Origin of the sequence: Paracraurococcus ruber, from assembly GCF_004353985.1 — a bacterium.
Classification (GTDB): domain Bacteria; phylum Pseudomonadota; class Alphaproteobacteria; order Acetobacterales; family Acetobacteraceae; genus Paracraurococcus; species Paracraurococcus ruber.
On record NZ_SMOA01000154.1, the window covers coordinates 1 to 13,694 of the forward strand.

A 13,694-nucleotide genomic window follows, 5' to 3' on the forward strand; every position below is an offset into this window, starting at 1 on the left:
CGCCGCTGCCCGCCGCGCATCGCGCCTCGGTGCTCGCCGCCGCCGCCGCGGCCGCGCCGGGCGACTGGCACGGGCCCTTCGACGCGGCGGCGCCGGCCCTTGGCCTCGACCTCTTTCGCCCCGGCGATGTCCGCCCGGTCTGGGAGCGCAACCGCTGGGCCGAATTGCCGCTGCTGGCGCAGGCGGCGCGGCTCGATCCGGGCGGCGGGCACCTGGCGCGGGCGGACGCAGTCCTGGCGGCCTGGGCCATGGCCAACCCGCCCTTCCGCGGCCCCAATTGGGCCTGCGGTCAGGAAGCGTCGCTGCGTGCCCTGCATCTCGGCCTGGCGCTGGCCCTGCTCGGCGCGGAACGGGCCGTGCCCGCCGGCGCCCGGGCGCTGCTGCGGCTGCATGGACGGCGGATCGCCGCGACGCGGGCCTATGCCCTGGCGCAGGACAACAACCACGCCGTCTCCGAGGCGGCCGGGCTGCTGGCCTGCGGCCTGCTGCTGGGGGAGGCCGGCTGGACCCGCGCCGGCGCGCGCGGGCTGGATGCCGCCCTGCGCCGCCTCGTCGCGCCCTGCGGCGGCTTCGCGCAACTCTCCACCGGCTATCACCGGCTGCTGCTCGACGTGCTGGCGACGACGCTCTGGCTCTCGGCGCGACTGGGCGGGCCCGGCCTGTCCGCCGCCGCGGCGGCGCGGGCCGGGGCGGCCGTCGCCTGGCTGCACCGGCTGGCCGAACCCACGACCGGCGCCCTGCCGCGCCTCGGTCACCAGGATGGCTCGGCCTTCGCCGACCTCGCTTTGGCCGGGCCCGACGATGCCCGGCCGAGCCTGGAGCGCGCCGCCCGCATCCTCTGCGGGGCCTCCGCCGGCCGGGCGGAGGAGCCGGGCTGCGCCTGGCTCGGCCTGGCCGGGGCGGCATCCCCGGGGCCGGCCCTGCCGGCGCCGCCGGCGGCCTGGGCCGGGGCGGGGATCCGGCTCTGGCGCGCCGGCGGCGCCATGGCGCTGCTGCGCACCGGCCCGCTGCGCTTCCGCCCGGGCCAGGCGGACCTGCTGCATCTCGACCTGTGGGACGGGCCGCTGGCCCTGCTGCGGGATGGCGGCACCGGCGCCTACAACCCGCCGCCGGCGCAGGGCTGGTGGCATGCGCATTTCACCGGCACCGCGGCGCACAACACCGTCCAGTTCGATGCGGAGGACCAGATGCCCCGCCTCACCCGCTTCCTCTTCGCCCGCTGGCCGGCCATGGGCACCTTGCCGGACGGCGCCTGGCTGCGGGACTGGCGCGGCCGCCGGCATGCGCGGGAGGTGGTGGCGGAGGGCCGGAGCTGGCGCGTGCGGGACCGCCTCGCCGGTCCCTGGCGCGTCGCCACGCTGCGCTGGCGCCTGGCCCCGGGCGACTGGGACCTTGAGGCGGGCGGCGTTGCCGGGCCGGCCGGCCGCATCGCCGTCTCGGCCGATGCGCCGCTCGACCTTGCGCTGGAACAGGGATGGGAGAGCCCGGCCTATGGCATGGTGAACGCCGTGCCGGTACTGCGCGCGACTGTCCACGCGCCCGGCAGTTCTTTCCAAACTATCATCACTTTACCTTAACAACTCTGCGTTGAAACCATTCGCTGGGCGCACGAGGTACGACCGTCGTCCGCGGGGCGGGGAGGGGCGATGCCCTTGGGGCTGCTGGTTCGGGGCCTGTGGCAGTGGTGGGGACGGATCCTCCTCCTGACGCTGCTGCTCTATGCGCTGGGGGCGACGCTGCTGGTGCAGGTTCCGCGCCGCCATGTCGCGCAGGCCATCGTCGCCCCGGCGGAGACCACCGGCATCGCCACCTCCACCCTGCTCGCCCCGGTGCCGATCATGGGCGGCGGGCTGCTGGACGACCGGCTGTCGGGCAATTTCGCGGTCTACCTGGACTCCCTGCGGGCGCCCGAGGCGGCGGCGATGCTGGCGCGGGACACCCGGCTGCTGGGCTATCTCACCCTCCTGCGGCAGGAAGGGCCGCTCGGCTGGCTGCGCCGCAGGCTCGACCTGCGGATCGAGGCCGATCTGGACGATGCGCAGGACTGGCTGGAGCGGAGCCTGGCCGCCACCCAGAACATCGGCACCGTCACCGTCACGCTGACGCTGGCGCATCGCGACCGCGACGCGGCGCTGGACGCGCTGCGGCGGCTGCATGCGCTGGCCGAGGCGAAGGTGCGCGCCGACCTGGCCGAGATGGCCCGCCGCCGGATCGCGGCGATCGAGGCGCGGCTGGCGGTGGAGCGCGACCTCTATCTCCGCAACGCGCTTTACGACCTGCTCGGCCAGCAGCAGCGCGGCGCCCTGGTGGTGGCGGCGGATGAGGCGGTGGCGGCGCGGCTGGTCTCCGCGCCCATGGTGGAGATCCGCCCCTCCCTCCCCAACCGGCCGCTGCTGCTGCTGCTGCTGGCGGTGGCGGCCCCGCTGGCGGTGGGCTGCGCCGCCGCCTTCCTGCTGCTGCTGCGCGGCCCGGACCCGCGCTGGCGCGGCCGCATGCAGGGCCTGCCGCTGTTCGACGCGGCGCGGGCCGGGGCGGATTGAGCATGCGCGAGAATGCCGCCCCGGCCGGTGCCGCCCGTGGCACCCCCGCCGCCTCGCAGCCCGGCCTGGCCGCCGCGGGCGCCGGGCTGCTCGCCGGGGTGCTGCACCTCTCCGGCGCGCTGAAGGGCCTCCCCGGCCTCGCCGCCCTGCCGCTCGACCTGACCCTGCTGGCGGCGCTGCTGCTGGCGCCGCCGCTGCTGTTCCTGCTGGCCGGGCGGGACTGGCACCTGGCCACGCCGCTCGGCCCGCCGCTGGCCGGGGCGGCGCTGCTCCTGCTCTGGCTGGTGCTGGCCGGGGGCTGGAGCGCGTCCCGCCTGCATCTGGCGGAGAAGCTGCCGCACATCGTCCTCCTCGGGCCCGCCATGCTGGCGGCCGGCCTGCTGGTGGGGGCGGAGGCGCGGGCGCTGCGCTGGCTGGCCGGGTTCACCCTGCTGGCCGGCCTGGTCATCGGGCTGGCGACTGCCTGGGGCGTCGCCACCAACACCGTGGTGCTCGGCGGGGATGGCCCGCCGGATCCCGGCCGCATCCGGGTGCAGTACCAGCTTGCGGGGCTTGCGATCGCCTGCGCCGCCGGGCTGGCGGCGGTGCGGCTGCTGGAGGCGCGCGGCGCGGCCCGGCTGCCCTGGCTGCTGCTGACGCTGGGACTGGCCCTGGCGGTGCTGGTGCCGGGCGGGCGGGCGGCGCTGCTCGGCCTGGGGCTGGCGGTCGCCCTGGCGCCCGCCGTCCTGCTGCTCGGGCGCGGCCGGGGGCTGGCGGCGCTGGCCTGGCTGGCCGCCATCGGCGGCCTGGGCCTGGGCGCCCTGGCCGTGCTGGCGGCCCTGCCGGGGGCCGAGAGCGGCCTGCGGACGCTGGAGCGGCTGTTCGGCGACCCCGGCACCACGACCCCGGCGCGCGTGATCCTGTGGGGGGAGGCGCTGCGCTGGGGCGGGCTGGCGGCGCCCTTCGGCCTCGGGCCGGGCGGCTTCACCCTGGCCGCCGGCAGCGGCGATGCCCGCGCCCTGCACCCGCACAACCATGCGCTGGAGGCGCTGGCCGAGGGCGGGCTGCCGGGGCTGCTCTTCTGGCTGCTGGCTTTCGGCGGCGGCGCGCTGGCGGCGCTGCGCCAGGCGCGGCATGTGGCGCCCGGAAGGGCGGCGCGCATCGCGGCGCTGACCCTGCCGCTGGCGCTGACCGCCATGGTCTCCACCGATCTCGGCAACCGCATGGTCTGGTTCGGGCTCGGCCTCGCCCTCTCCCTCGGCGTCGAGGCGCGCGCCCGCCATGGCTGAGGCCCAGCCCGCGCCGGGCCGGCCGGACCCGCCGCACGGCGCCTATGCCCGCTGGGGAAAGCGCGGCTTCGACCTGGCGGCCGCGGCCTTGCTGCTGCTGGCCCTGGCGCCGGTGCTGGCCTTCGCCATGCTCGGCGTGCGGCTCGTGCTCGGCCGGCCGGTGCTGTTCCGCCAGCTCCGCACCGGCCAGGGCGGGCGGAGCTTCGTGCTGCTCAAGCTGCGCAGCCTGCGCGACGGGCCGGGGGAGGACGCGGCGCGGCTCGGCCGCTTCGGCCACCTGCTGCGCGCCAGCGCGCTGGACGAGCTGCCGCAACTGCTGAACGTGCTGCGCGGCGAGATGAGCCTGGTCGGGCCGCGCCCGCTGCCGCCGCACTACCTGCCGCGCTTCACCCCGGCGCAGCGGCAAAGGCTGCTGGTGCGGCCCGGCCTCTGCGGCCTGGCGCAGGCCGCCGGGCGCAATGCCGTGCCGTGGGAGGCCCGGCTGGCGCTGGATGCGCGCTACGCCACCGCCCGCCCGACGCTCCGGGGCGACCTGGCCATCCTGCTGCGCTGCGTCGGGGTTGTGCTGCGGGGCGAAGGGGTCTCGGCCCCCGGGCATGCCACCATGCCGGAATTCCGCGGCGCGGCCTTCGGCGGGGCACGCCGCCCGGGCGGGGTCACGCCGGCGGGGCGGCGGCCAGCGCCCGCAGCGCCGCCATCTGCACCTTGCCGAGCGCCGTCCGCGGCAGCGCCGCCGCCGTGACGATGTCCCGCGGGTGCTTGAAGCGGGCGAGCTGGCCGTCGAAATGCCGCAGCACGGCGGCGCGGTCGAAGCCCGGGCCGGGGACGACCACGGCCACCGGCACCTCCCCCCAGCGCGCATCCGGCCGGCCGCAGACCGCGCCCTCCAGCACGCCCGGGGCGCCGCGCAGCACCCGCTCCACCTCAGCCGGGTAGATGTTCTCGCCGCCCGAGATGATGACGTGCTTGAGCCGGTCGGTGAACCAGAAGCGGCCGTCGGCATCCATGCGGCCGGCATCGCCGGTGCGGAACCAGCCCGCCGCATCCAGCGCCTCCGCCGTCGCGCCCGGCGCCCGCCAGTAGCCCAGCATCAGGTTGGGGCCGCGGATCGCGATCTCGCCTTCCGTCCCCGGCGGCAGGGGGTGGCCGGCAGGGTCCTGGATCCGCGCCTCGCAGAGCGGCGCGGCGCGGCCGATCGAGCCGGGCGCCGCCAGCGCCTCCGCCCGCGTCTGGGCGATGGCGATCGGCGCCGTCTCGGTCGCGCCATAGACCTGCTGCACCGGGATGCCGCGGGCCTGGAAGGCGGCGATGAGGTCGAGCGGCACCTCGGACGACCCGGCCCCGACCGCCCGCAGGGAGGTCAGGTCGGCGCTGCCCCAGCGCTTGTGCCCGACCAGGCGCCGCATCACCGCCGGCACCATCAGCGAGAGCGTCGGCCGCCGCGCCGCGCAGGCATCGAGGAAGGCCTCGGCCTCGAAGCCCGGCTGCAGGATGACCTCGGCGCCCGCCAGCAGCGCCGGCAGGGTCTGGATGTTCAGCCCGCCGACATGGAACAGCGGCAGCATCGTCAGCACGCGGTCGGCCTCGGTCAGGTCGAACAGGGCGCGGGCATTCTCCGCATTGGCGGCCAGCGCCGCCTGGGTCAGCAGCGCGCCCTTCGGCCGGCCGGTGGTGCCGCTGGTATAGACCAGCAGCAGCGGATCCCCGGCGGCGCCCTCCGGCCCGTCCCAGGGCGGGTCGGCCAGGGGCTGGCCGTGGTCAAGCACCGTGCAGCCCGGCGGCGCGGCCGCCGCCGCCAGCGCCCGCATCGCGGCATCGCCCGGCGGGCGGACCAGCAGGCGGGCGCCCGCATCCTCCAGCACGTAGCGCAGTTCCGGCGCGGCCAGCCGCCAGTTCAGCGGCACCAGGATCGCGCCCAGCCGGGCGCAGGCAAAGAGCAGGACAAGCTGCGCCGGGTCGTTCGGGCCGAGCAGGGCGACGCGGTCGCCGCGCCGGATGCCGAGGCCGGCGAGTTGCCGCGCGACGCGGTCCGCGGCCCTGGCCAGCGCGCCATAGGTCAGCGCGCCCTGGGTCGGCAGGCCGGCGCCGCCGGACAGGGCCGGCGCCTCCGGCCGCCGTTCCCCGAGCGCGACGAGGCGCCGCCAGATCATCCCCGCGATCCGCCCGGTCCGGGCGAGCGGCGGCCGCCGCCGGACGTGTCGGCGCGCCCCGGCTCAGTCATCCGTCTCGCCCTTCTCGTAGAGGGCATCGCGGCCGATCCGGTCGATGCAGAGCTCCGCGGTCCAGGGCAGCATGAGCGAGCCGCAGCGGGCATCGCGGAAGATGCGCTCCAGCGGCAGCGTCTTCAGCATGGCCTGGCCGCCGCAGGTGCGCACCGCCTTTGCCGCCAGCGCCGCCGCATTCTCCATCACCGTGTGCTGCGCCGCCCAGGCGCGCAGCACCTGGTCCTTGGTCGGATCGGGGCGGGCATCGGTGATGGCCTGGAACCAGAGTGCCTTGGTCTGCTCCAGCATCACCCGCATCTCGGCGACCGCGATCTGCTTGGTGGGGTACATGCGGCGCTTCACCGGCGGCATGCCGGGCCATTCGCCGCGGAGGTAGGCCACGGTGAAGTCGTAGGCCGCCTGCGCCAGGCCCATGTAGGTCGGCGACAGGGTCATGAACATGTGCGGCCAGCGCGTCGCCGCCTGGAAGTAGAGGCCGGGCGGCATCAGCGCCGCCGCCTCCTCCACGAAGACGTCCTTGAACACCAGGGTGCGGGACACGGTGCCCCGCATGCCGAGCGGATCCCACTCGCCTTCCACCGTCACGCCGGGCGCGTCCCGCGGCACCGCGAGGTAGAGCGTGTCGCGGCGCGACGGCTTGTCGGACCCGTCGCGGATCTCGGTGCAGAGGATACCGTAGTAGTCGGCATGGCCGGCCAGGCTGGCGAAGATCTTCCGGCCGCTGACGAGGAAGCCGCCCGGCACGCGGCGCGCCGTGGTGCCGAAGGCGACGCCGCCGGCGGCGGCGGCCCCGCCTTCCGAGAAGGGCTGCGAAAAGATGGCGCCGTCCCGCAGGATGCGGTCGTAGTGCCGGCGGCGGCGGGCGCGGTGCCCGGCGCGCGCCTCGGCCGGCAGGTCGAGATCCTCGGTCAGCACGCCGGTCCAGAGCGTGCTACAGACATGCATGTTCCAGGTCAGCGCGGTGGCGCCGCAGTAGCGGCCCATCTCGGCCGCCGTGAGGCAATAGGCGCGGAAGCCGGCGCCGAGCCCGCCCTCCTCCTCCGGGATGCAGATGCCGAGCAGGCCGGCGCGATGCATGTCGCGGTAGTTGTCGGTGGGGAAGCTCGCCTCCCGGTCCCAGCGGGCGGCGCGCGGCGCCAGCACGGCCCGGCCGAAGTCGCGGGCCCGGGCGGTCAGCGCGGCTTCCTGCGGCGTCAGGCGGAAGGCGGCGGGGTCGAAGATCGGCGCCTCGGTCGCGGCGGTGACGGGCAGGGCATCCATCGGCTCAGCCCTCCCGCACGCCGCGCAGGAAGTCCCGCAGCGCGGCGTTGAAGCTGGCCGGGTCCTCGAGATGCGCGAGGTGGCCGCAGCCCGGCAGCACCGCCAGCCTGGATCCGCGGATGGCGTCGCGCATCCGCTCCAGCGTCTTCGGCGGGGCGAGCGGGTCCGTCTCCCCGCCGATGATCAGCGTGGGCATGGCGATGCGGCCGAGGTCATCGCGGCGGTTGAAGGTGGTCAGGGTGCGGACGGTGGCGCGGTAGGCGGCCTCCGGCACCGCCGCCATGGCCTGCACCGCCTCCTCGGCCAGCGCGGGCGCCGTGCCGGCGCGGAGCATGGGCGGCATGCCCTCTCGCGCCAGATCCGCCATGCCCTTCCCGGCGTCGAGCGGCGCCAGCCGGTCGCGCAGGAAGGCCTCGGCGAAGGCCGGGTCGCGGCCGCCGAAGGCCGGCGTCGTGGCATAGAGCACCAGGGCGCGGACACGCTCGGGGAAGCGGATGGCGAATTCCTGCGCCAGCATGCCGCCGATCGAATGGCCAAGCAGGTCGATGCGCGGGATGCCGTCGGCGTCCAGCCGGTCGCGCAGCGCCCCGGCCCAGGCGGCGAAGCTGCTCTCGGCCAGCATCGGCGCGCCGGCATAGCCGGGCAGGGGCCAGTCCAGCACCGGGGCGGGGGCGAGGGCCGGCAGCACCGGGCTCCAGCTCGCGCCGCCGATGCCGTGCAGCAGGGCGATGGTTGTCATGGCACGAGCCTCCCTTCCATCACCACCGGATCGCCGTCCAGCGTGATGGTGCAGTTGCGGACGGGGATGTCGAAATGCCCCTCCGTGAAGCGCCCGGCGAACTCGTTGGCGCCGGTCGAGAACAGGAAATTGCCGGCGAAGGCGCGCAATTCCGTGCCGTTGGTGTCGCGCCGGTCGTACATCGCCAGCGCCTCGTAGCGGGCCCGCGGGTTCAGCCCCCAGCCGACATGCGACACGGCATAGGCCGCCCGGTCTTCCCAGGCCGCGAGATAGCGGCGCATCAGCTCGGCATCCGTGCCCTCGCCGGCGATGGCCGTGATGTGATCGTCCTCGATCGTCAGGCGGACGGGGCGTTCCAGGTAGCGCTTGAAGGTCAGGTTGGCGTCGCCGGCATCCAGCACCAGCACGCCCCTGACGCTGCCGGCCCGCGGGAAGGAAACGACGACGCCCCCGGGCCAGTGCGCCACCGTCCCCGGCCGGTCGGTCCAGCCCCAGACGCCGGCGGTGACCGCACCCTCCATCGTAATTGTGAGATCGGTACCCGCAGCCGAGACGACCTGCATGTGTTTCGATGCGCGGGCGCGCTTCACGGCGGCCTTCACCGGCGCCTCGTCCTCCGGCCGGGGGACGAGGCGGGTGAGTGCCTCCGGATGCTCGTTGGACACCATCAGCACCCGGCTGCCGGCCTTCAGGATGCCCGGCAGTTCGGGCGCGTGCAGCAGGCCTTCCAGCGTGAGGTCGAGGATGAGGGGCGAGGCGCCAAGTGCGGCCAGGGCGCCGGGATGGCCCTGCAGGGCCCGGGAGGCGCCGGTGGAGCGCACCGGGACCGGCGCGGCCTGGGGCGGCGTCGGCACCACCAGGCGGAAGGGCCGGCAGCCGAGGCGGAGCGCCGCCAGTTCGGCGAGGTCGAGGTTCAGGGCGCGGGACTGCGTCTCCGCCAGGAGGCAGACCGGCAGCCCCGGTGCCGCGTTGCAGAGCCGCAGGACGGTCTCGAAAGCGTCGATCCAGGGCGCCTCGATCCGGTCGGTGAGCATGCAGGCGCCTCCTTCCCGAACCATTGCTTATGAAATTTCATAAATTTCAGCAACGGGCTATTTTGACAACATTCAACACCTGGAAAGACTATCCTGTGTACAGAGAAACCGCCCTGGTATCGGACCGTGCTCGATATGCCGCAACCTTCGCCGGACGCACCGCCACAGCGGTTCATCGACGACTACCTGCTCTACCTCCTGGCTCGCGCCTCGCACCTGATCTCATCCGAGTTTCATGAGCAGCTTCGCCGCCGCGGCATCAGCGTGCCGGTGTGGCGGGTGCTGGCGAGCCTGGTGGGCAGCCCGGGGGAGACGGTGACGGGCCTGGCCGATGTGTGCCTGCTGCAGCAGCCGACCATGACCAAGCTGCTGGACCGGATGGTGCGGGACGGGCTGGTGCGCCGCATGCAGGATGCCCGCGACCGCCGGGTTGTCCGGGTCGCCCTGACCGCGCGGGGGGAGGCGATCTCGGCCGAGCTGGTCCAGGCGGCGCGCCAGCATGAGGCCGACGTCCTGGCCCGCCACCCGGAGGCCGAGGCGATGGCGCTGAAGGACCTGCTGCGCGGCATCATCGCCCGCCAGGCCCGGCCGCGCCGGGCCTGACCCAAGGGTGCCCTCGCCCGGCACGCTGCAGCGCATCATCCTGGTCCTGATGGTGCTGGCCGCCCTCCTCCAGGTCGGCCGGCTCCTCCTCGGCTGACCGCCGGCGTCCGGCTGCCGGGGCGGGAGGCACCGGGCGGCTTGCCTGCCGGTGCCGTCCCCCTTAAGGCCGCGACCGAAGGAGCCTTCACATGTCCGAGATGCCTGCCGCCAACGGCCACGCCCCCCCCGGGGCAGCCGCGCCGGTGCTGCCGCCCCTCTACCGCTCGCTGGAGCCGCTGACGGCCGAGCGGCACCGCGCCCTGCGGCTGCGGGATGCCGGCTACGGCTTCGCCGCGCAGGCGAGCGCCATCCCGCTGGCGGCCGAGGAATTCGGCGTCGCCGCCCGCACCCTGCCCATCGTCTTCGCAGCCCAGGCGCCGCACATGCCGGTGGCGCTGACCGGGCTGACCAGCGGCAGCAACCAGTTCGTCGGGCCGGACGGGACCTGGCGCCAGGGCGTCTACATCCCGGCCTATCTGCGCCGCGTGCCCTTCTTCCTGGTCCGCGCCTCGCAGGCATCCGACCAGCTCGTGCTCTGCCTCGACACCACCGCGGCGCAGGTGAGCGAGACGGAGGGCGAGCCGATCTTCGACGCCGAGGGGAAGGCGACCCCGCAGCTCGACCGCGCCCTGGCCTTCGTGAAGTCGGTCGAGGAAGCGATGCTGCGCACCCGCGCGATCACCGAGCAGCTCAGCGCGCTCGGCCTGCTGAAGGCGGCGGTGGTGGAGTTCCCCCAGGCCGGCCGGCCGCTTCGGGTGGACGGGTTCTTCGCCGTCGACCGCCCGGCGCTGGCCGCCCTGCCGGCCGACAAGCTGGCGGACCTGCGCGACCGCGGCTGGCTGGAGGTGATCTACGCCCATCTCTTGTCCATCGGCGGGATGCCGGAGCTGGCGCGGCACGTCGCCCCGCCGGGCTGAAGGCCGGGCCGCCGGCAAAGGCTTCCAGCCGGGTCATCCGGCCCGGCGCGACGCGGCGGGCCGTTGGTCGCAGGACGGCTCCGCGCGCCGCGTTGCCGCCCGGCCGGGCGCGCGGTAGAGCGCGGCAGCGCGGCGCGCAACCCGAAGGAAGCCCGCCGGAGCGGGCCGGGTCCGCGCCTGCCTGCCGGAGGAGACCATGCCGCATCGCCGCAGCCTGCCCGCCCTTCTGGCCGGCCTTGCCGTCGCCCGGCCGGCGACGGCGCAGCAGCGCCTCGCCAGCCTCTACATGTTCATCCCGGCGGGGCCGGGCGGCGGCTGGGACGGGCTCGGCCGTGCCATCGAGCAGGTGGCGCGCGGCGCCGGGCTGGTCGGGAACTTCCAGTTCGAGAATGTCGGCGGCGCCGGCGGCACGGTGGGCCTGCCCCGCTTCGTCGGCCAGCGCCGCGGCCGGGCGGACAGCCTGATGGTCGCCGGCAGCATCATGGTCGGCGCCACGCTGACCAACCGCACCCCTGTCGGGCTGAAGGACGTGCTGCCGGTGGCGCGGATGACGGAGGAGGCGGGGGTCATCGTCGTCCCGGCAGCCTCCGAGATCCGCGACCTGCGCGGCTTCCTCGACGCGCTGAAGGCGGGGCCTGGCGCGGTCTCCGTCGCCGGCGGCTCGGCCGGCGGGACCGACCACATCACGCTGGGGCTGGTCCTGAAGGCGCTGGGCCGGTCGGCGCGGGAGGCATCCTATGTCGCCTTCGCCGGCGGCGGCCCGGCCCAGGCGGCGATCCTGGGGGCGCAGGTGAAGGCCGGCATTTCCGGCCTGTCGGAATTCGCCGAGCAGATCCGGGCCGGCCGGATGCGGGCCCTGGCCACCACCGGCGCCGAGCGGACGGACCCGGCGATCCCGACCCTGAGGGAGAGCGGGATCGACGTGGTGGTGACCAACTGGCGCGGCGTCTTCGCCCCGCCCGGCATCCGCCCCGATGCGCGCGAGCGCCTGGTGGCGCTGATGACCGAGATCCATGGCCTTCCCGCATGGAAGGAGATGCTGAAGACCCGCGACTGGCAGGATGCCTTCCTGACCGGCGAGGCCTTCACCGAATTCCTGGCGCGCGACGCGCAGCAGACCGAGGCGGTGCTGAAGGAGATCGGCCTGGCCTGACGGCCCGGCTCAGGCCGGGGCCTGGGGCCTCGCCTGAGGCCCCGGCGGGGGCAGGGGGCAGCACCCCCTGGTGCGCGCTACAGCGGCAGCACCTTCCCCGGGTTCATCAGGCCCCGCGGGTCCACCGCCTGCTTGATCCGCCGCATCAGGTCCAGCTCCGCCCCGCCGCGCCAATCCTCCATCATGTCGGTCTTCAGCCGGCCGATGCCGTGCTCGGCCGAGAAGCTGCCGCCGAGGTCGCGGACCACGGCGTTCACCGTCTCCATGATGTCGTGGCTGCGGGCCAGGAAGGCGGCCGGGTCCATGCCGACCGGCTGCTCCAGGTTCATGTGGATGTTGCCGTCGCCCAGATGGCCGAAGGGCACCGGGCGGATGCCGGGGATCAGCGCCCGGCAGGCGTCGGAGGCCCGGCGGATCAGGTCCGGCGTCTTCGAGACGGGGACGGAGACATCGTTCTTCACGCTGGCGCCCTCCCGCTTCTGCGCCTCCGGGTGCTCCTCGCGGATGCGCCACAGCGCCTGGCGCTGCGCCTCGCTCTCGCCGAGGGTGGCGTCCAGCACTTCCCCGGCCTCCAGCGCCTCCTCCAGCACCGCTTCCAGCAGGGCGCGCAGCCCGGCCTCGGGGCGGGAGGAGGCGAGGTCCACCAGCACGTAGTGGTCGAAGCCGGGCAGCGGGACCGTCGCGCCCTCGATATGCCGGGCGTAGAAGCCGACGCCCTCGCCCGACATGTATTCGAAGGCGCGCACCGCGCCCTCGTCCCGGTCGCGCAGGCGGCGGAAGACGGCGAGCGCCGCATCCTCGTCCCGCACGGCGCAGAGCGCGACCTCCGCCTCCCGCGGGCGGGGGAACAGCCGCAGCACGGAGGCGGTGATGAAGCCCAGCGTGCCCTCGGCGCCGACGAACAGGTGCCGCCAGGCATAGCCGGTATTGTCCTTGCGCAGCCGCCGCAGCCCGTCCAGCACCTGGCCGTCGGGCAGCACCACCTCCAGCCCCAGCATCAGGTCGCGGGCATTGCCGTAGCGCACGGTGGTGTTGCCGCCGGCATTGGTCGAGAGCACGCCGCCCACCGTCGCCGTGCCCTCGGCGCCCAGCGAGAGCGGGAAGAGGCAGCCTGCCGCCGCCGCCGCGTCCTGCGCCGATTTCAGCACCAGCCCGGCCTCGACGGTCATGGTCATGTCGAGCGGGTCGAGGTCGCGCACGCGGTTCAGCCGGGCCAGCGAGACCACGACCTGCCGCCCGCCCTCATCCGGCGTCGCGCCGCCGACCATGGAGGTGTTGCCGCCCTGCGGCACCAGCGGCGTGCCGGCGGCGGCGCAGAGCCTCACGGCTTCGGCCAGTTCGGCGGTGGAGGCCGGGCGGATCACGCAGGGGGTGCGGCCCCGGTAGAGGTTCCGCCAGTCCGCCAGGTGCGGCGCCAGGTCGGCGGGGTCGGTCAGCAGGCCGCGCGGGCCGAGCAGGGCCTGCAGGCGGCCGAGCAGGCCTGGGGCGAGGTCGGGGGGCAGGGGCTGGTCGTCGGGCATGGGCGCGACTCCTGGGCCGGCGCGCGGCCTCCGTCAATTTGCATCCCGCTTGCGTGACTTCTTCATCCTTCTGCGGCATGCCAGGGGCATGGTTCGCCCTGGCCGCCATCTCCGCGTGCTGCTGGCCCTGCTGCTCGTCTGGCAGTGGGGCTCGGCCTTCGCGCAGTGCCTGGCGCCGCTCGGCCTCGCCCCCGCGGGCGCCCATGCGGTGGAGATCTGCGGCGTGGACGGCCCGCGGACCATCCTGCTGGGGGAGGACGGGCAACCCGCCGCCCCGGCCGCGGTCCATGACTCCTGCCCGATCTGCCCCGGCGGCGCGGCGCCGGCCGCCGCCCCGCCCGGGGTGCCCGCGGCGCCGGTGCGCTATGCCGCCCTGGTCCCGCCGCCGGTCGCCGG

At 75.4% G+C, this 13,694-nt stretch carries 13 protein-coding genes; 8 read left to right on the forward strand and 5 right to left on the reverse strand.

The features are described from left to right. From E2C05_RS21390 to E2C05_RS21405, 4 genes are all read left to right on the forward strand, one after another. On the forward strand, nt 1-1,577 hold a 1,577-nt coding region (locus E2C05_RS21390; protein WP_133221683.1), incomplete at its 5' end, for a heparinase II/III domain-containing protein. Nucleotides 1,578-1,646: 69 nt separating this feature from the next. Continuing rightward, nucleotides 1,647-2,540, forward strand: a complete 894-nt coding sequence (locus E2C05_RS21395; protein ID WP_133221684.1) for a hypothetical protein — start codon at nt 1,647-1,649, stop codon at nt 2,538-2,540. Nucleotides 2,541-2,542: 2 nt separating this feature from the next. Further along, nucleotides 2,543-3,808 (forward strand): O-antigen ligase family protein, encoded by a 1,266-nt coding sequence (locus E2C05_RS21400; protein WP_240046820.1) that lies wholly within the window; start codon nt 2,543-2,545, stop codon nt 3,806-3,808. Beyond that, entirely contained in the window at nt 3,801-4,550 is a 750-nt protein-coding gene (locus tag E2C05_RS21405) for a sugar transferase (protein WP_133221685.1), read from the forward strand. The genes E2C05_RS21400 and E2C05_RS21405 overlap by 8 nt, the downstream gene beginning before the upstream one ends. On the opposite strand, the gene E2C05_RS21410 is transcribed toward E2C05_RS21405, so the two are convergent. From E2C05_RS21410 to E2C05_RS21425, 4 genes are all read right to left on the reverse strand, one after another. Then, nucleotides 4,465-5,958 (reverse strand): class I adenylate-forming enzyme family protein, encoded by a 1,494-nt coding sequence (locus tag E2C05_RS21410; RefSeq protein ID WP_133221686.1) that lies wholly within the window; start codon nt 5,956-5,958, stop codon nt 4,465-4,467. The genes E2C05_RS21405 and E2C05_RS21410 overlap by 86 nt on opposite strands. 63 nt (nt 5,959-6,021) lie before the next feature. Further along, nucleotides 6,022-7,293, reverse strand: coding sequence for an acyl-CoA dehydrogenase family protein (locus tag E2C05_RS21415; RefSeq protein WP_133221687.1), 1,272 nt, complete (start codon nt 7,291-7,293; stop codon nt 6,022-6,024). 4 nt (nt 7,294-7,297) lie between these two features. Beyond that, entirely contained in the window at nt 7,298-8,032 is a 735-nt protein-coding gene (locus E2C05_RS21420) for an alpha/beta fold hydrolase (protein ID WP_133221688.1), read from the reverse strand. After that, entirely contained in the window at nt 8,029-9,066 is a 1,038-nt protein-coding gene (locus E2C05_RS21425) for a M29 family metallopeptidase (RefSeq protein WP_133221689.1), read from the reverse strand. Before E2C05_RS21425 ends, E2C05_RS21420 begins: the two co-directional genes overlap by 4 nt. Before the next feature lie 135 nt (nt 9,067-9,201). On the opposite strand from E2C05_RS21425, the gene E2C05_RS21430 reads away from it, so the two are divergent. From E2C05_RS21430 to E2C05_RS21440, 3 genes are all read left to right on the forward strand, one after another. Beyond that, nucleotides 9,202-9,669, forward strand: a complete 468-nt coding sequence (locus tag E2C05_RS21430) for a MarR family winged helix-turn-helix transcriptional regulator (protein WP_133221694.1) — start codon at nt 9,202-9,204, stop codon at nt 9,667-9,669. A 188-nt stretch (nt 9,670-9,857) separates the two neighbouring features. Next, on the forward strand, nt 9,858-10,625 hold the full coding sequence (locus E2C05_RS21435) for a SapC family protein (protein WP_133221690.1): 768 nt from the start codon (nt 9,858-9,860) through the stop codon (nt 10,623-10,625). A 196-nt stretch (nt 10,626-10,821) separates the two neighbouring features. Continuing rightward, complete coding sequence (locus E2C05_RS21440) at nt 10,822-11,778, forward strand: Bug family tripartite tricarboxylate transporter substrate binding protein (RefSeq protein ID WP_133221691.1); 957 nt, start codon at nt 10,822-10,824, stop codon at nt 11,776-11,778. A 77-nt stretch (nt 11,779-11,855) separates the two neighbouring features. On the opposite strand, the gene E2C05_RS21445 is transcribed toward E2C05_RS21440, so the two are convergent. Then, nucleotides 11,856-13,298 carry an FAD-binding oxidoreductase gene (locus tag E2C05_RS21445; RefSeq protein ID WP_133221692.1) on the reverse strand — a complete coding sequence of 481 codons (1,443 nt, stop codon included), beginning with the start codon at nt 13,296-13,298 and terminating at the stop codon, nt 11,856-11,858. 49 nt (nt 13,299-13,347) lie between these two features. Here E2C05_RS21445 and E2C05_RS21450 point away from each other — a divergent pair. After that, on the forward strand, nt 13,348-13,694 hold a 347-nt coding region (locus tag E2C05_RS21450), incomplete at its 3' end, for a hypothetical protein (protein ID WP_456306513.1).

Excerpts from the sequence above, each read along its gene's own strand:
- E2C05_RS21445 (WP_133221692.1), bottom strand. The coding sequence starts at position 13,298 with ATGCCCGACGACCAGCCCCTGCCCCCCGACCTCGCCCCAGGCCTGCTC.
- E2C05_RS21440 (WP_133221691.1), top strand. The coding sequence starts at position 10,822 with ATGCCGCATCGCCGCAGCCTGCCCGCCCTTCTGGCCGGCCTTGCCGTC.
- E2C05_RS21425 (WP_133221689.1), bottom strand. The coding sequence starts at position 9,066 with ATGCTCACCGACCGGATCGAGGCGCCCTGGATCGACGCTTTCGAGACC.
- E2C05_RS21405 (WP_133221685.1), top strand. The coding sequence starts at position 3,801 with ATGGCTGAGGCCCAGCCCGCGCCGGGCCGGCCGGACCCGCCGCACGGC.
- E2C05_RS21395 (WP_133221684.1), top strand. The coding sequence starts at position 1,647 with ATGCCCTTGGGGCTGCTGGTTCGGGGCCTGTGGCAGTGGTGGGGACGG.
- E2C05_RS21430 (WP_133221694.1), top strand. The coding sequence starts at position 9,202 with ATGCCGCAACCTTCGCCGGACGCACCGCCACAGCGGTTCATCGACGAC.
- E2C05_RS21400 (WP_240046820.1), top strand. The coding sequence starts at position 2,543 with ATGCGCGAGAATGCCGCCCCGGCCGGTGCCGCCCGTGGCACCCCCGCC.
- E2C05_RS21420 (WP_133221688.1), bottom strand. The coding sequence starts at position 8,032 with ATGACAACCATCGCCCTGCTGCACGGCATCGGCGGCGCGAGCTGGAGC.
- E2C05_RS21410 (WP_133221686.1), bottom strand. The coding sequence starts at position 5,958 with ATGATCTGGCGGCGCCTCGTCGCGCTCGGGGAACGGCGGCCGGAGGCG.
- E2C05_RS21415 (WP_133221687.1), bottom strand. The coding sequence starts at position 7,293 with ATGGATGCCCTGCCCGTCACCGCCGCGACCGAGGCGCCGATCTTCGAC.
- E2C05_RS21435 (WP_133221690.1), top strand. The coding sequence starts at position 9,858 with ATGTCCGAGATGCCTGCCGCCAACGGCCACGCCCCCCCCGGGGCAGCC.